General features: G+C 41.3%; 19 protein-coding genes and 1 pseudogene. 6 read left to right on the top strand and 14 right to left on the bottom strand.

Annotated elements, in window-relative coordinates; all coding sequences use genetic code 11:
• Positions 1–9: 9 nt before the first annotated feature.
• From EC846_RS12330 to ispH, 5 genes are all read right to left on the bottom strand, one after another.
• Entirely contained in the window at positions 10–762 is a 753-nt protein-coding gene (locus EC846_RS12330) for a pilus assembly PilX family protein (protein ID WP_123775327.1), read from the bottom strand.
• Positions 763–770: 8 nt separating this feature from the next.
• Positions 771–1781, bottom strand: a complete 1011-nt coding sequence (locus EC846_RS12335) for a PilW family protein (RefSeq protein ID WP_123775328.1) — start codon at positions 1779–1781, stop codon at positions 771–773.
• Between the two features lies 1 nt (position 1782).
• Positions 1783–2316: a type IV pilus modification protein PilV gene (gene pilV / locus EC846_RS12340; protein ID WP_123775329.1), complete on the bottom strand. Its 534-nt coding sequence runs from the start codon at positions 2314–2316 to the stop codon at positions 1783–1785.
• Positions 2313–2927 (bottom strand): pilus assembly FimT family protein, encoded by a 615-nt coding sequence (locus EC846_RS12345; protein ID WP_123775330.1) that lies wholly within the window; start codon positions 2925–2927, stop codon positions 2313–2315. Before EC846_RS12345 ends, pilV begins: the two co-directional genes overlap by 4 nt.
• Before the next feature lie 140 nt (positions 2928–3067).
• A complete protein-coding gene (gene ispH, locus EC846_RS12350) occupies positions 3068–4018 on the bottom strand; it encodes a 4-hydroxy-3-methylbut-2-enyl diphosphate reductase (RefSeq protein ID WP_123775331.1) in 951 nt (316 codons plus the stop codon).
• A 103-nt stretch (positions 4019–4121) separates the two neighbouring features.
• Here ispH and gmk point away from each other — a divergent pair, with 103 nt between their 5' ends.
• The 6 genes from gmk (at position 4122) to bfr (ending at position 9069) form a co-directional block, all read left to right on the top strand.
• The gene (gmk, locus tag EC846_RS12355; RefSeq protein ID WP_004776023.1) at positions 4122–4745 is read left to right on the top strand and encodes a guanylate kinase; all 624 of its coding nucleotides are present in this window, start codon (positions 4122–4124) and stop codon (positions 4743–4745) included.
• A gap of 69 nt (positions 4746–4814) precedes the next feature.
• On the top strand, positions 4815–5093 hold the full coding sequence (gene rpoZ / locus EC846_RS12360) for a DNA-directed RNA polymerase subunit omega (RefSeq protein WP_004657467.1): 279 nt from the start codon (positions 4815–4817) through the stop codon (positions 5091–5093).
• A 207-nt stretch (positions 5094–5300) separates the two neighbouring features.
• Entirely contained in the window at positions 5301–7415 is a 2115-nt protein-coding gene (locus EC846_RS12365) for a RelA/SpoT family protein (protein ID WP_004776025.1), read from the top strand.
• 165 nt (positions 7416–7580) lie between these two features.
• On the top strand, positions 7581–7961 hold the full coding sequence (locus EC846_RS12370; protein WP_004657462.1) for a RidA family protein: 381 nt from the start codon (positions 7581–7583) through the stop codon (positions 7959–7961).
• Positions 7962–8142: 181 nt separating this feature from the next.
• Positions 8143–8337: a bacterioferritin-associated ferredoxin gene (locus tag EC846_RS12375; protein ID WP_004776027.1), complete on the top strand. Its 195-nt coding sequence runs from the start codon at positions 8143–8145 to the stop codon at positions 8335–8337.
• 267 nt (positions 8338–8604) lie between these two features.
• Entirely contained in the window at positions 8605–9069 is a 465-nt protein-coding gene (bfr, locus tag EC846_RS12380) for a heteropolymeric bacterioferritin subunit Bfr (protein WP_004657459.1), read from the top strand.
• A gap of 61 nt (positions 9070–9130) precedes the next feature.
• Here the strand turns inward: bfr and EC846_RS12385 are convergent, their stop codons facing one another.
• The 9 genes and pseudogenes from EC846_RS12385 to EC846_RS12425 form a co-directional block, all read right to left on the bottom strand.
• Positions 9131–10783: a PglL family O-oligosaccharyltransferase gene (locus EC846_RS12385; RefSeq protein WP_123775332.1), complete on the bottom strand. Its 1653-nt coding sequence runs from the start codon at positions 10781–10783 to the stop codon at positions 9131–9133.
• A gap of 81 nt (positions 10784–10864) precedes the next feature.
• On the bottom strand, positions 10865–11599 hold the full coding sequence (tfpZ, locus tag EC846_RS12390) for a TfpX/TfpZ family type IV pilin accessory protein (RefSeq protein ID WP_123775333.1): 735 nt from the start codon (positions 11597–11599) through the stop codon (positions 10865–10867).
• 17 nt (positions 11600–11616) lie between these two features.
• On the bottom strand, positions 11617–11871 hold the full coding sequence (locus tag EC846_RS12395) for a hypothetical protein (protein WP_123775334.1): 255 nt from the start codon (positions 11869–11871) through the stop codon (positions 11617–11619).
• 72 nt (positions 11872–11943) lie between these two features.
• On the bottom strand, positions 11944–12465 hold the full coding sequence (locus EC846_RS12400) for a pilin (protein WP_416332319.1): 522 nt from the start codon (positions 12463–12465) through the stop codon (positions 11944–11946).
• Between the two features lie 435 nt (positions 12466–12900).
• Positions 12901–13461, bottom strand: a complete 561-nt coding sequence (locus tag EC846_RS12405; protein WP_123775336.1) for a TPM domain-containing protein — start codon at positions 13459–13461, stop codon at positions 12901–12903.
• Entirely contained in the window at positions 13455–14513 is a 1059-nt protein-coding gene (locus tag EC846_RS12410; RefSeq protein ID WP_123775337.1) for a TPM domain-containing protein, read from the bottom strand. The genes EC846_RS12405 and EC846_RS12410 overlap by 7 nt, the downstream gene beginning before the upstream one ends.
• Before the next feature lie 37 nt (positions 14514–14550).
• Entirely contained in the window at positions 14551–15141 is a 591-nt protein-coding gene (locus EC846_RS12415) for a LemA family protein (RefSeq protein ID WP_004776042.1), read from the bottom strand.
• Between the two features lie 176 nt (positions 15142–15317).
• Positions 15318–16207, bottom strand: a pseudogene (locus EC846_RS12420) (metal-dependent hydrolase).
• A 171-nt stretch (positions 16208–16378) separates the two neighbouring features.
• Positions 16379–17800: an FAD-dependent oxidoreductase gene (locus EC846_RS12425; RefSeq protein ID WP_004776047.1), complete on the bottom strand. Its 1422-nt coding sequence runs from the start codon at positions 17798–17800 to the stop codon at positions 16379–16381.
• Positions 17801–17862: the final 62 nt, after the last annotated feature.

Here is a 17862-nt window from a genome sequence, read left to right on the forward strand (position 1 = left end):
TTCTTTCTCCTAAGATGCACGCAGTGTTTTGATGGTATATTCCATTTCCTGTGTACTATATGGAACATTCTTTTTTGATAAACAGTCTGTTACCGTATCCTTGTCCGCATTTTCGTCCCAAAAACTGGTGTAATTCGTTAAACAGGTATCAATTTCTGATCTTGGTCGATCACTTAAATTTGGTAAAATTGAAGTCGCAGTAATGACAACTTTTTGAATTCCTGTACTTTTTGAGCTTTCTTTATCATCCCCCTCCATCATATGCTCCCAATCCCGACTATTATCTGCGGCACGTACAGAGACTTGGGTCATGACCGCATTACGTCCACTCAAAAAGTCCGTAATTCGGCTCACTTTACAAAAGCCATTTTGTCCCATTTCTGTATTTTTAATGGTTGATCCTTGCCAATAGATTACGCTTGCTATACGACTACCTTCAAAATTGTCCGCCGATGTTCCACGAATACAAAACACAAGTTCTTTACCTTTATTTTCTGGGCGTAGGGTGTAATTCAACATGCCGTCCCCAATCCGCATATTGGCAAAATCCAGCTCATCATCAGTCTTATTTTCGAGTGTAAAAAATACTGAATCACTGGTTTGCTTGAGCAAAGCCTGCGCTTGTGCGTTAGTGGCAATTTTTAAAGAGGTGATACTGCCACGTATTGCCCATGTGCCAACTATGGTTAAAAGAACCAACATAATAAGCACAACGATCAAGATCGAACCCTGCTGGGCTTTTTTTGGTATTTGATTACGCATATCTATTCTCACTCGACCCCAAAACCATTACGAATTGCAATGGTTTGCGTAACGACTGTCCGCAAATACAATTGATTTCGAGCATGATCCTTTAAAGGCGCGTCAATACCCAGAACTTTATATTTATGTTTAGCATCAAAGAATTGATTATGCCCTACAGTATCTGTAGAACGGACTAACAAACCAAATTGTATTGAAACAATCTGGGGTTTCTCCCCTTCTAAAGCACGATAATCCTCTATACTCATATAGCTAAAACAATCTAAACGAGTATCTGGCTCAATATTTTTCTCAGTTGCAGCAGGAGCTTTACCACTAGTTGTTGTAACACTATTACACGTTGCATTTGCTCCATCATATGCAACTCCAAAGCGAACACTTAAATGATCAACTCTTGGTATGATAATTTCCCCATTTCCAGCTAAATTTAAAGTGGTATTTGTTTTTGCTGATGCTTCTGTGTAACGCGCTGCCTTACACGCTAAAGCAAGGGGTTGATTAGGATCATTACTACGATTCGAATCTGAACGTAGAAAATAACGCTCTACAACATAATCACTGAGGGTTAAACCTGTCCCCTCACAGTCAAACTGATTGGGTGTATTGACCCGGTATTGAATTACGAGCTGATCACTTCCCAAAACTTTTTCTTCTGAATCTTTAATATCAAGATTTGTTGCACCTATTGCCCCTCTCGTCAATAAATTCTCATTTATGCTAAATTCAGAATTATCATCTGAAATATTATTTTTAGATAAAACAACTCCTCCAAATAACGTCTTATCATTGATAATCGGCTTTGAGGCATTTAAGTTAGCTAAACGTATATTATTAATTACCGACCCCAAACCAAAAAGCGTTGAATTTTGAAGATTCATCATCCCCTGTTGAGCGGTAGCACTACGCTGGCTTGTTAGAAAAAGCTGTATAGCAATCGCGGTAATTAAAAGTCCCAAAGTTAATGCAATCATTAACTCTATTAATGTAAATCCTTTTTGTTTTGTTAAATGACAGCTCATTTTAGAATGTCTCCATCACTAAACACTTGGTACCAGCAAGATAGACACCTGTTGTTATATCAACACATTGACTAATATTATTTTCAGCAATAACTGTTTTCCCCCACGCAACATAAATACAATTTAAAGAACTTTTCACACAATCATCAATTATTATCGTTTGCCCCTGATCGTGTGCTTTTTGCAGAATTTCTGTTGCATCATGCTTAGCCATATTTTCAGCATTACATTTAGGTACTTCTTTTACATTATTAGAAATATCCTCTAAGCTAGTTGTGCCCACACAATCTGTAAATGCATCTGCATCCGAATTAATTACTGTTTTATATTCAAGCAAAGCTGTTCGATTAATACGCATTCGCTCTGCTAAGTCTCTCGCCATATTCATTGCAACTGTCTGCTCTGTTGCCTCTTGAGCAGCATCTAATGCTCTGAGCTGTAATGCAGAAAAGCCTAAAACACCTAATGCGAGTATTACCAGTGCGACCAAAACTTCAATTAAACCAACACCATGCTGTCTATTTCTAATCATCATTGGCAGGTCCCCGAATAAATCCCGTCTACTGTTCCATTTTTAGAGACCAAAATTGTTCGACTTTCACCTAATTGCGTATTACATAGAGTAAATTCCAAAGGAATCGTTTTAGGAATTTTACTAGGGTTAAGACTTTTATCGGGTTCAAGCAATGACAGTGTATCCCCAACAATTGTTGTACCATCTTGTTTAGTAGACACTTTATCTGGATCATAATTAGGATTATTAATCATCTCGCCATTGGTGCGGCTTTGTGCTATACCTAACCCTGAAAATACAACATCTACAGCATCACTTGTCAGTACAATTTCATCCTTAGGAGAAACCCAATACAAAGTGGTTGAATTATTTACTGGACAAATGACCTCTGTTTGGCCATTTGCAGTATTCGTTTCGATCGGACAAGTCAATTTAAGTGTAATATCTTTACCCAATGAAATGGCTTGACCTCTTGTTTCCCCAAAAACCAGAGCAAAATCTTTAGCGGTTGTATCTAACTGCTTTCTTGCAATGAGATTGCCAAATGAAGGCGCCGCCATCATCGCAATCACAGCCAACACCGCAATTGTCACCATCAATTCAATTAAGGTGAATCCCCGAGTTTTCCCCATTTCCCCAGCACCTAATTTTTAAAAATTCACTACTCTATCTTAATTTTTATTTTTACAGAACCAATACAAAGCAGATAAGCAGCAAAAAAAACGGATGGAGTGTCATCCATCCGTTTCCAGTTCACATTTTTCTAATAAAATTAGGCTTGTATCACCTGTATACGCAACTCTTTTGGTAGACTAAAAGTGATATTTTCCTCACGTCCTTGTAACTCTTTTGGTGGTGTTGCACCCCAATCTTGTAAACGCTGGATCACTTGTTTAATTAAAATTTCAGGTGCAGATGCGCCCGCAGTCACACCAATTTTACTATCCGCTTTAAACCAGTCTTTTTGCAACTGATCTGCATTATCGACCAGATAAGCAGATTTACCCATACGCTCAGCCAGTTCACGTAAACGGTTTGAATTTGATGAGTTTGGCGAACCGACCACCAATACTACATCACACTGCTCAGCAAGATCACGTACTGCATCCTGACGGTTTTGTGTGGCATAGCAAATATCATCTTTACGCGGACCTTGAATTTGAGGAAATTTCGCCCGTAACGCATCAATCACTTTCGCTGTATCATCAATTGAAAGCGTGGTTTGAGTAACAAAAGCCACTTTATCTGGATGATTAACCGTTAAAGCCTCAACATCTTCTTCGTCTTCGACTAGATAAATTGCGCCACCTTTGGTTTTATCATACTGGCCCATTGTGCCTTCAACTTCTGGATGGCCTTCATGCCCAATCAGAATCGCTTCAGTTCCTTCACGTGCATATTTAGTCACTTCGATATGCACTTTGGTGACCAACGGACAGGTTGCATCAAATACTTTTAAACCACGGCGATCAGCTTCTTGCTGTACCGCTTTAGATACACCATGCGCACTAAAAATCACAATAGAATCATCAGGAACCTGATCTAGCTCATCAACAAAAACGGCTCCACGCTGACGTAAGTCATCAACCACAAATTTGTTGTGTACCACTTCATGACGGACATAAATTGGCGGATTAAAACATTCCAGTGCCCGATTGACGATTGCTATAGCACGGTCAACACCAGCACAAAAGCCTCGTGGATTGGCCAACACGATTTCCATAACAACCTCTCTGATGAACTGAATTTTTACGCCAAACTATTTCGTTTAATGGCACGCTACACTACAATAGCCAAGATATTTTATCATATTCAGGAAAAATATCATGTCGGGTCTCTTGTTTGTCGTTTCTGCAGCCTCAGGAACGGGCAAAACATCTTTGGTCAAAGCCCTACTCGATCGAGTCAGCAACCTACACGTTTCTGTCTCACACACTACACGCGGTCAGCGTCCTGGTGAACTTGATGGTGTTCACTATCATTTTACCAGTAAAGAAAGTTTTTTAGCACAAGTCGATGAAGGTGGTTTCATCGAATACGCAGAAGTATTTGGAAACTATTACGGTACTTCGCAAGCCAAAGTAAAAGAACAACTCCAGCAAGGTCACGATGTTTTACTTGAAATTGACTGGCAAGGTGCTGAACAGGTTCGTCGACTTTTTCCTGAATCAAAACAGATCTTTATTCTCCCTCCAACCCAGTATGACTTAAGACAACGCCTGTCGAACCGTGGTACAGATTCTGTCGACGTGATCGAGCATCGCTTGAGTTGTGCCGTGGAAGATATGCGTCATTTTGCCAGTTTTGACTATGTCATTATCAATGATGATTTCAACAAGGCAGTGCATGACCTAGAAGCGATTATTACCGCAAACCGTTTGGTAACCTTGCAACAAAGCAACCGCCACCAGCAATTAATCGAAAACTTGATTACCCTTAATCGCGAATAACTTGAGTCTTGTATAAAAGCCTTTTATACTACTCAGTCTTTCAAATGTGATGTTCAGACGAGACAACTTATGGCACGTGTAACCGTTGAAGATTGTTTAGACCATGTAGATAACCGCTTCGAGTTGGTACTGGTAGCGAGTAAACGTGCACGTCAATTGGCACGTCAAGGTATGGAACCAACTGTAGAGTGGGATAATGACAAACCGACAGTGGTTGCATTACGCGAGATTGCGGTAGGTCATGTCACTAAAGAAATTTTAAAACAACGCGACCAAGACTACCAAACATCAAATCTTGATATGGTATTGTCAACAAATTCATTAAACTTAGAAGGTTTCACTTTCTAAATCGAATTTGCTTTGCTGAAAAGCCCATTGTGAAGACACTGGGCTTTTTTGTTTGTTGTAAAATTCAGCGTTATATTGGTAAAAACAATATACTTCATTGAAAAAATTTACGAGTTTTTATAATGAACAAATTGACAAGCTTTGCAATTTGCTTTTCATTAGAAGATAAGCTTATTCATTACTGAATTCATGTTAAAAAGGTGTTATATGCCAGGCGAAGAAGTCAGCCAAGCCAAGCAACAGCTCAAAGTCATCATTGAAGCCTATCTCAAGGATAGCGACGTTCAACGTGTGCTTGCTGCCTGCGATTTTGCTGATTTAGCCCATAGCGGTATTACCCGTAAAAGCGGTGAACCCTATGTATTACACCCGATTGCGGTCAGTTGTATCCTCGCACATATGCGTCTGGATGCAGATACCCTCATGGCAGCTTTACTGCATGACGTAATTGAAGATACTGAATTTACCAAAGATGAAATCGGACAAAAATATGGTCTGGTGGTTGCCGAGCTAGTCGATGGTGTCACCAAACTCAGCCATTCCAGCGATAAAGAATATAACAAAGCCGCATCATTCCGAAAAATTCTGCAAGCAACGCTACAAGACCCACGTGTCATTATTATTAAACTGGCAGACCGCTATCATAATATGACCACCTTGGGCGCGCTCCGTCCCGATAAACGCGCGCGTATTGCGCAGGAAACTTTTGATATTTTTGTACCGATGGCGCGTCTGGTCGGTATGAATGAAATGGCAGACAACCTTGAACATCTCTGCTATCAAAATCTTGATCTGGATATGTTTAATGATGTGCAAACCGCATTATTAGAAACCAAACCAAAACGTTGTGAATATCAGGCGATTTGGGAACAGAAACTGACTGACCTGTTAAAAAACCATGACTTAAAAGGTCGTATTAAAAAGAAAAATAACAATATCGAATTACTCCGCCACTTTGTTAAAAATGAAATCGACCTGAATGAACTCAGCCACAGCCATGCCTTTGAAATTATTTTACAAAGCATCGCTGACTGTGACCGTCTAGTGGATGCACTCAAAGATAATTTTCAGGTTTTACAATATAGCGATCATATTCGTCGTCCTCTCCCTGGGGGCAACCAGTCTTTAATGATCAAGCTGAAAGGTGAGAAAACCACGCTTTCCTTGACCATTCAAACCGAACTGATGCGTAAAGCTGCGCGTTTCGGGGTTGTCCTTGGGGAAAATGCGCCACAGGCCTGCCGCTCTGCGATCCAAGCATCGATGCAGAATCTGAATACATTGATCGATAGTGGTTGCGCTAAAACGACGTTTAGCGACTTACTCGATTATTTACACCAAGAAAAAATCTGGGTGTATACCCCACACGGGCAATTGCACGAATTACCACAAGGCGCAACCGTTGTTGATTTTGCCTATTCAGCCAGCCTATTTTTAGGCAACCATGCTGTAGGCGCCAAAGTAGATGGAGAAATCCGTCCTTTATCGACACCGTTGCATAGCGGACAAGTGGTCGAGATCATTACCGATGTCCTTGCAACACCAAATCCGGACTGGCTCAGCTTTATTAACACCCAAAAAGCCCGTCGTGCCTTACAGAACATGCTGCGTGAACAAGATATTGATGAACAACGCCTGGTGGGCCAGCAAGCTCTAAACCGTGCCTTAAAACTGTTCCAGCGCTCGATCAACGATCTTTCACCAACTGACTGGATCAATGTTCTGGAATGGCGCCATGTCAGCAGTAAAGATACGCTTTTTGAACAAATTGCGGTGGGTGATTTACTACCTCAACTGGTGGCAAATCATTTATTTTCTCAAGACTATTCACAGCATCAGGAAACTTCTGACCGCCTCATCGTGGGTACAGAAGGCGTCGATGTAAAATACGCACATTGTTGCAACCCAGTTTTGGGCGATCCAATTCAAGGGCACTTATCACGACGTGGTTTAATCGTGCATCGCTCACGTTGTCGTAATTTATTGCATGAACAACATCTACATCCAGAAAATATTATGCCGCTCAACTGGCAATCTGAAGAAATTGATGATGTCCGCTTTAGTGCCTACCTATGCATTCATATGGAAATGAATGATGAACAAATTTCCGACCTGATCTATCAATGCCGTAAAGCCAAAACAGGTGTTGAAATGGTTCAATCTCAAGACCATAAAACCTATGTCAACATCGTCGTCAGCAACCGTAATCAGATCGCACAAATCATTCGTGACTTACGTATGCACTTCGGTTTCCCTCGTATCGAACGCCTGAACATGCCAATCGTACAACCTGAAGTGACCAAAGCTGAAACAGTGAATTAAGCCAACGTTAGGGCTGCAACATCAATCACAAGCATGCGACCGCAATAAAAAACTCAAGAATAAATTCAAACAACAGCGACTAAACAGTATTCAGCCCTTTCGTGTCTGTGCTTTTGTGTTAAAGTCGCATTGTTTAAGAGAAAACATAGGACTTAGGAGAGCTTAATGTCACGTCAAGTTATTCATACTGAACACGCCCCTGCTGCTATCGGAACATATTCTCAGGCAATTCTTGTTGGCAACACGCTCTATCTATCAGGCCAGATTGGCTTAGATCCGTACAGTATGGAACTTGTAGAAGGAATTGAAGCTCAAATCCGCCGTGTATTTGATAATCTGAAAGCAGTCTGTACTGCTGCTGGCGGTAGCTTGGCAGACATTGCCAAACTCAATATCTTTCTGACTGATCTATCGCACTTCCAACTCGTGAATCAGATTATGGGCGAATATTTTGCTCAACCCTACCCAGCACGTGCAGCACTTGGTGTTGCCAGCCTGCCAAAAGGCGCACTGGTCGAAATGGATGGGATTGTGATCATTCCATAAGATATTTTTAACTTATAGTTATCAATAAGATAAAAAACACTCAAAATACCGCCGATAAAGCGGTATTTTTTTATTCAAATTCCCAATAAACATCTTCTACCGCTTAGAATGAAATTCATTGACAAACGATAATAATTATCAATAATATCAATTATCGCATTTATATTTGTGGATCACTCCCATGTATGTCTGTTTATGTCGTGGAATTACAGATCAGGATATCAAAGACGCTGTTGCAAACGGCGCTGAAAGCTATCGTGAAATCCGTGACCTACTCGACTTAGGCACGTGTTGTGGTCGTTGTGCACCTGAAGCACGCGCAATTATTAGTGATGAGCTTGCTGAAATTGCAGCACGCATCTCCATCGCAGCCTGATTTAATTTAAAAACGACGCATTCATGTAAAGTATCTTTTACGACTCCACCGCTTCTTGCAGAACTTTTAAGTTCCTCATCCAGCGGTTTTTTTATGAAAATCATATTTCTATAACCATGTTACGGAGTTTCAAATACTCCTCTTATGATTGTGATTTTCATTTGCCGTTCTATAAATTACTCGCCAGAACATTATTTGTTGATTAATATAAGATAAATTGCCTTAGCTACTAGGGCATCAACACTTGGTGTTTTTGGAGTAAACGCAATGAAAGGCAATCGTGAAGTTATCAACCAACTGAATCAGGTGCTTTACCACCATTTAACCGCCATCAACCAATATTTCTTACACTCTCGTATGTTTAATGATTGGGGTATTGAGCAGTTAGGTTCAGCCGAATACAAAGAATCGATCCGTCAAATGAAACACGCAGACAAAGTTATCGAGCGTATTTTATTTTTGGAAGGTTTACCGAACCTACAGCATTTAGGCAAACTCTATATCGGTCAACACACCGAAGAAGTCTTGAACTGCGATATTCGCAAAGTCAAAGAAAATATTGAAGCAATCAAGCAAGCCGTTGAACTTGCTGAAGCAGAACAAGATTATGTCACCCGTGATTTAGTTCAGGAAATTCTTGAGAAAGAAGAAGAATATTGGGACTGGCTCGATACACAACTTGATCTGGTTGAAAATGTGGGTATTGAAAACTATATTCAAAGCCAGATTTAAAATTATCTCAAATAAAAAAACCAAAGCAATGCTTTGGTTTTTTTATTGCAAAAAGCCTAACTTAAGACTTTTTGATCTGCGCCTTTTTATTTAATTCGATGATGTCTGCCAGTCTCACCTTTTGTTTATACAGCTGTCTCAACACAACAAGCTGTTGCTCTGCTTCTTCTAACTTTTGATTGTAAGCCAATAACTGCGCATACTTCTTCAAGTTGTATGGTGTGGCTTTATTCTTCACCATTTCCCCAAGCAGTCTTAAATCCGCCTCAGACATCTCTACTTGTGGCTTTAACGCAATCCAGTCAAGACGTTGCTGGAACTGGGTCAAAACTAAAATTTTAGAACTTCCCAGAACTTCTGCTGTCGGCTGTTGGTTTTTAAAGACCAGACGGCTATTGTCCTGATAAAGCTTATAATCACGCCAAATCAGCAATACCACCACAAGTGCACACATGCCAATAAAGCGAATGACATTCTTATTGACTGTCACTCCTTTTAACTTCGGCGTCTGCGCCTGAATAAGTCCTAGCAAGAAACCCATTGGCAACAAGAAATATGCATAGCGTTGTGGAAACTCAAGCATCGCATGAATCAGGATTGCACAGACCATCAAGATCGCAATGATCGAGGTCATATCCTTGGCATTTTTATTGAGCCAGAATAACCATAATGAGATATAGCCAATAATCAACAACCCCAGAGGCACACCGTTCCAGACCAGTAAATCGAGCAACACATTATGCGCACTGTTATACCAGACTTGTACGGTATTAAATTGAATGCTCTCGACCACCGCTATGCTGGTTTGACTCCAGCCATAACCAAACCAAGGCTTGTCAGCGATTGCATGTAAAATCTGTACCCACATACCAAGACGTTCATGTCCCGAGCCTGCACGTTGCACAATTGACGCTGTTTGAGTTACACCCGTATCGATACTTGAGCTTAAAAGCTGTGTCAAAACAGGCAATAAGTAACCTACAATGACAAAGTACAACCCTACCCAAAGCAATAATCTTGGAAAATTAAATCGAGGGGAGTTTTTGTATTGCTTATAAATCCAGTAGAAGAACAGGAAAATACAGACCACCCAAGAGGTTCTTGATTGAGTCAGCGTGATTGCAAATAGTGTGATCAAGCTCGCGGGGATTAACAACCATAAGGTCAGCCTTCTTTTTTCATATAAATATAAGCTCCCCATCAAGCCCATAATTAAAAAGGTTGCCAGATTATTCGGTTGTCCAAAGTTGGCATAAGGGCGACTGGTTTTGAGCTGTATAATTCCATCAATATAGGCTTCGAGATTTAACCATTGCACGATGGCCATAATTGCACTGATGAAAGACATACTCAGCAATAGATAGCTCACACCCAGCATGATGCGGTCACGTTGCTCTGCTTGCAGACTTAAGTTGTAACCCACAATAATCATTAGCCAGAATACAAACAGGTAACCGAAGCTGAGGAATGCAGTACTAAAATCCGTAATTAAACCAAAAGCCCACTGGCATAGTGGAATAAACGCTATACCCAACATCAAGATTTGAGGACGCGGGATTTTTACATTTTTATTGAACAGCAGGGCCAGTAACGCCACGCCACCGCCAAAGCTTGCCAGTTCACTGGAAAAGGTCACCCATGGATAGGTATGGACTGGGGATAGCCAAGCAAAACTAAACAAGATGCTGGCAAGTAAAAAGCATAAAAATTGCATAGGTTATACATGAAAAAAGGCCTAGCGAATTATATCGTTAAGCCTCGAGATAAAAATCGAATATTAGATAAAAACTACAATTTACTTCCACGGACGTAAGTCGACGATCTTAACCACTTCGCCTTTTTCTTTGTTTATAAGAACGGTCATATCAACAGCATTGGCTTTTAGAGGGACAAAGGCAGTTGCTTGGGGATACTTCGCTAACGTTTTTTGCACTGCGACTTTATTATTAAACAAATTCAATTCCCCTAAACTTTGTGCATGTAACTGCATTTGGTTTTTCACTTTTTCTAATGGGACATAGCGTTCTGGCTTCTGAGCAATCGAAATTCCTCCAAGCACTTCTGCAAACATATCATCTTTCCGAGCTAAGCTTTCTTTTGCAAATTCAACACCGACAAATTGTGGCTTCAACCAGGAAGGTTGCTGATATTGAGGACTTGCTTGAGCTATCTTTTCGGTAAGAATCTCGTTATTACGCACAAGCTCAAAGCGGTCTACATTATAAGCCAGCCATGCAGGACGCCCCTGAGCAATACTATAAACGCCATAACTTAATGCACTTATCTGAATCAAGATAATAATACCTAGGTCCATTTTTAAGGACTTCTTTCCTTCTTTGTAAACCAATAGTCCTAGTAGTGGCCCAATAATGACATCAATTGCCAGCATCATTAAAAAGATATGTGTCACCCCGACGGCTTTTGCCAATGGCGATGGATACCAAATGAAAAACACAACTCCAACTACAATTAAAGCAATCATTGCTGAAATAGATAAATGGCTTAGAAAAAATTTAAGGCGTTTAGACATTTAAATACGCAACCATATTATTTTTTGCTGACTATCTCAAAGAACTTCGATTCAATTTCAGATTTTGCAATTCTATATAATGTATCCTCTAATTCAATCCCATTCTGAGTTCTAAAATCCGTAACAGTTTCGGAATGAGCATGATAAAACTCTAACAATTCCTCCTTAAACTTTATAGCAACCACTAAATCTGTATCTTCAAACGCATTAGCTTCAGAAATCGTTTTAATTTTAAAAATTAGATCCTGATATTCGTATAATTCTTTTCTCACCAATATCCCCATCTTTTACAAACTAAGTTATAAAAAAAGACTGGAAAAAACCAGTCTCTTCTTATGTGTTAATTAGTTACCGCGGCAAGAACCAGGTAAGTATTTCGCCTCAATAGCAGTACTACCACCAGGACCACATCTCCATGAGTTAACTGTACTTCCTAAGTCATTTGCTGTCATAGCAGTTCCAGCAGCATTTAATGGAGTCAATTGGAAGGTCTTTTGAGCTGCATTTTTTAAATCAGTAGCAGCGGTGGTTGTTACCGTAATAACACCAGCAGCAGAAGTTTCAACCAAAGCCGTGTATTTAGTTGATGGAGTACCTTCTACTGTTACAGGTTCAGTAGCACCTTCTGGGGTATATGATGTAGGAGGGGTCCCAACTTCACACCCCCATGCATTTGCTGCTGGAAGAGCTGTCGCAGATTGATAAACCTCCGTAACAGTTGTACGACAAGTTGAACCTGCCAAAACTGGTTCTGCCATTTTGGCACGGATGGTATAATCTTGATACGCAGGTAATGCCACCGCCGCCAAAATACCAATGATCGCCACAACGATCATCAATTCGATAAGAGTAAAACCCTTTTGCATTGATTTCATAACATTTCTCCAATGGATATTTTTATAAGCTTTTTTCAGCTACTTAGTATTTAGCATGTTTTATGCCAGTCCTTAGCTTAGCCAATTTTACTCTAAAAAAACAGGGACTTAAAAAATTTTCATGTTGGATAAAAGCAGAACAATTTAGACATTTTAAGAAAAAAAATGACAAATAACGTCATCTTTACTGCTTTATTATTCATTTTTTTAGATATCAAATTTGACTACTTTCGAATTGTATTTAAATTGAGCGACCTGAATCACACAAAATTTATTTCAATTATTTTTTATTTTATCTTGCCGTTTATCGGAAGCTGATCTCAAAGCTTGCGATTTAGAAATTTAAATATACAGAATTGTCTGCACAATAATTTATTTTTTCTAAAATAACAAGCCTGATTTTTGATGAGAAATTAAAAACCGAACTTAATTTAAAATGATCGGTTCATTTGGCAGTTCATTTTGATCATTCAGATCTGATTTTACATAATACTGATCTAGAATCTGTCCAATTTCGGTAACCCCGTTGGTCACCGCTTGCAGATATTGCTTCTGAGCCAGCAACAACACGATACTTTGGCAAATCCCGTTCCAGATTTCAGTTTGAGTGGCATTCTTTAAGCCACGATCAATCACGATTTCAACTTTACGCTCGCACAAGTTCAAATACAGCAATACACCGCTATTCAGCTCAGTATCCCAAACACCCAGTTCAGCAAATAGTTGCTGCGCCCGTAAGCGGGTATTCTGATGGTAGGCTTGCGAACACGGGATATGCCCTTCGATCACCACCTGTATTTCCCCTACATGGCCTTTTTCTGCCTGCTGTACCGCTTTGGCAATCTCGGTTCGGTCTTGCTTGCTAAAATAACGATGCGCCGAGGAGACATAGAGGAAATGCTTAAACCAACGTTTCAAACTCGGTTGCACATGATCATCCAGTTTAGGCTGGGTAATAATCTGTGTTGTATCTGTCTTGGTTACCATGAGCCTGATGCTCCTCCCCCGCCAAAGCTACCACCGCCGCCACTATAGCCACCGCCGCTGCCGCCAAAACCTCCACCACCACCGCCTCCGCGGCCACCACCTGATAAGAACATCTGGAAAATCAGTTGCGCGAGTGAAGTAATTAATAAAAAGAAGATCCCGATACCAAGCAACAAGCTCATCACCAGACCTGCACCATTCACAAGGCCAGCGACTGTTGCTGCCACGGCGGCCGTTGAAGCACTTAAACGATTCCCCACAATAAACGACCCGACCACACCTGCAATCAGGATAAATAAAGCCATGGTGAGGGTATTGTCTTTGGCTTGTTGCACATGTAATGCCTGCTCATGACGGTCTTTCAACTCTTGAGCGGCTTGTTGGGCAATCTCAGGGTCTAAATTCACAATACGGGTGATTTCTTCTAAACCCGCTGAAATGCCCTGAGCATATTGCCCTTGTTTAAAATAAGGTGTGATCTGATTTCGAATAATGCGACTAAGCACTAAATCTGGCAGTACGCCTTCCAGACCATAACCGGTCAAGATCTGGATATTACGGTCATTCACCGCAATCGCCATCAGTAAACCGTTATCACGTTTGGCTGAACCCAGTTGCCATTTTTCTCCAGCACGGAGCGCAAAATCAAAGATGGCTTCTTGTCCTGTGGTCGGCACGATAATCACACCGACTTGGGCCTTACCTTGTTGGTACAGACTCAGGATTTTCTGATTGAGCTGCTGCATTTCAGCATCACTCAATATCTTGGCCTGATCAATAACGGGCTGATTTAAGCTCGGCAATCCACGTATGGATTCACCTTCAACCATATCATCAGCAACTTTGGGCAATACAGGTGTTTCAGTATTCGAAGGTGCGGGCTTATTCTTTTGCTGTTCCTGAATAATTTTGCCTGCAACCACCAGATCACTTTGATCCGTTGCAGTTGCAATCTCGGCCCAAACCGTATGTTGAAAACAAAGTGTCGCAAAAACGAGTAACAAGGCAGGCAAAAGCTGCTGTTTTAATCTTTGCTGTAACGCTTCTAACATACGGTCACTCCCCAACATTTAAAAACAATTTCAGAACTTAGTTAAATGAAACTGTTGGTGCTTGTTGAGCAGACTGTTCCGCCTTGAAGTTTTCTTTGGTTTTCATGCCAATCACTTTAGCCGTCAAGGCTTGAGGGAATTGACGTACATAGCCGTTATAGTCCTGAACGGTTGTAATATAACGGTTACGGGCAACCGCAATACGGTTTTCAGTGCCTTCTAGTTGAGCTTGAAGATCACGGAACTGCTCATTGGCTTTCAGATCAGGATAGTTTTCTGAAACGGCGATCAAACGCGACAATGCACCCGTCAATTGACTTTGTGCCTGTTGATATTTCTCAAATAATGCAGGATCTTCCAGCACTTCTTTATCGACTTTCAAACCCGCAACATTCGAACGCGCCTGAGTCACCTCAGTCAGCACTTGTTCTTCATGTTTGGCATAACCTTTTACGACATTGACCAGATTCGGTACAAGGTCAGCACGGCGCTGATACTGGTTCTGTACCTCAGACCAAGATGCGCTTACCGCCTCATCTTTCACTTGCAAAGTGTTATAACCACAACCTGTGAACAGGAGTGTGCTTGCCAATACGGTTGCGAGTGCTGTTTGCTTAATTGCTTTCATAAAAATTTATCCTCAGGTTTTTCTTTATATTTTTGCGATAGTTCATTGTAATGTGATTTTTTGCTGGCTGTGTAACATTTATTAAAGTTGATTTATCACTGTTTAAATAAAAAAGGCATTACTCAACTATATTGATGTAATGCCATGCTAAGCAAACTTTATTTCAAATGCGGCGATTAACTATACAGTTGAGAGGCTGTTCCCTCCTGAAAACTAGCCATGCCATATTCATCCGCCATACGCGCTTTCCAGTAATTGACCAATTGCGTGTAATCATGTTTTGCAGGATGAAAATCGGCTTGATAGTAGGACAAATACTCTGGAATCAATTGAATAAACATTTTCGCCAATAAGTAAGTGCCAAACAGATTGCCACCCAGCTTTGGCAAGCTTTTCCATTTGTCCTGCCAGATGAGTCGTGAAGTCGCATAGAAAGTGAGGCTGGCAAAGCCTGTGGTTACGCTACGCATCAATAGACGGCGGATACGGTCATCACCATAGACTTCCTGATAGACATCAAAAGCTACGGAACGATGCTCAATTTCTTCAATGGCATGCCATACCCATAATTTCATCGCATCATCATCCAGCGTACTTAAAATTTCTGGATGTTTCAGAATATAGCCGCCTAACATTGCTGTGAAATGTTCAAAAGCACAAGTCAAAGCCAACTGTAACTTAGGATGAATATTTCGAAGCAGATCATCCCGTTTCGCCAGCCATGCCTGAAAACGGTCTAAATTATAATCATCCCGTCGCCATGCATCATTAAACTCGGTATGCGCTTTGGAATGCATTGCTTCCTGCCCAATAAAGGCCGCGATTTGTGCCTGTAATTGTGGGTCTTTTACTTTGTCACGAACATTACGGACACTATTCACAAAATATTGTTCACCAATCGGAAAAGTCGAAGAAAGTGCGGTCAGTAGATGTGACATGACAGGTGAATTGGCAAAATAATGGCTTTGATTTTTTCTGGATTAAATTGCAAACGACGCACGGTAATCCCCAACGCTTTGGGGCGATTTAAATAGCTTTTTTCTACATTCGCATTTGCAAGGGCCATCGTGATTACCTTGTTCATTTTATAGTCCGTCTTCGAGTATTGCGCTGTAAAAACATTGAGGACAGGGCAAAAAAGCTTAGAAGATTTGCCAAAACTACCAAAATGACAAGATGAAAAAAATAAAGCCTGCATTGAGCAGGCTTTATTTCAATAGATTCTATCTTGTATTGATTAAACGCCAAGATAATCCAGAATACCTTCCGCAGCTTGACGGCCTTCCCAGATTGCAGTCACAACCAGATCAGAACCACGTACCATGTCACCACCCGCAAAGATTTTTGGGTTCGAGGTCTGGAACTTGAATTCTTGTTGTTCCGCCGCAACCACTCGACCTGAACCATCGAGGCTCACATTTGCACCACCAAACCAGTCTGCTGGGCTCGGACGGAAACCGAAGGCTAGCAATACCGCATCTGCTGGCAAGATTTCCTCTGAACCAGGAACAGGCTCAGGGCTACGGCGACCACGGCTATCAGGCTCACCCATTTGTGTGGTTACAACCTTAACGCCAGTGACTTTGCCATTCTCACCTACAATCTCGATTGGCTGACGGTTGAACAGGAATTTCACACCCTCTTCATAGGCATTTTTTACTTCGCGCGCAGAACCCGGCATGTTGCTTTCGTCACGACGGTAAGCACACGTCACATCATGCGCACCTTGACGTAACGAAGTACGGTTACAGTCCATCGCGGTATCACCACCACCCAATACGATGACTTTCTTGCCATCGACGCTGATGTATTCGCTTGGATCTTTTTCCCAACCTTGGCAACGGTTGACATTGGCAATCAGGAAGTCTAATGCATCGTAAACACCATTCAGGTCTTCACCCGGGAAACCACCTTTCATATAAGTATAGGTTCCCATGCCCATGAACACGGCATCGTATTCAGCGAGCAATTGTTCAATGGTGACGTCCACACCAATCTCGGTATTTAAGCGGAACTCAATGCCCATACCGGTAAAGATTTCGCGACGACGTTTCATCACATCTTTTTCCATTTTAAATTCTGGAATACCGAATGTGAGCAAACCACCAATTTCAGGGCGTTTATCAAATACGACTGGTTTTACACCACCACGCGCCAAAATATCAGCACAACCTAAGCCCGCTGGGCCTGCACCAATAATCGCAACTTTTTTATTGGTCCACTTTACCCCAGACATGTCTGGACGCCAGCCCAAAGCGAAAGCAGTATCATTGATATATTTTTCAGCATTACCAATGGTGACTGCACCAAAACCATCATTTAAGGTACAAGCACCTTCACACAAACGGTCTTGCGGGCACACACGACCACAAACTTCTGGCAAGGTGTTGGTTTGGTGGCAAAGTTCAGCCGCTTGGAAAATCTGGCCTTCTGCAATCAGTTTTAACCAGTTTGGAATGTAGTTATGTACCGGACATTTCCATTCACAATACGGGTTACCACACCCTAAACAACGGTGGGTCTGATTCGCAGCCACTTCCGCAGTAAAAGGTTTATAAATTTCCACAAACTCTGCCTTGCGGACAGTAATATCTTTTTTCTCTGGATCTTGGCGTGCTACATCCAGAAATTGAAAGTCATTATTAAGGCGCTCTGCCATGTCTCTCTCCGTGGGTAGGCGCATCGATGTCCCTCATCTCTGCACCTGCCTATGTCTATGCA

Origin of the sequence: Acinetobacter sp. BIGb0102 (genome assembly GCF_003815055.1) — a bacterium.
GTDB classification, from domain to species: Bacteria; Pseudomonadota; Gammaproteobacteria; order Pseudomonadales; family Moraxellaceae; genus Acinetobacter; species Acinetobacter vivianii.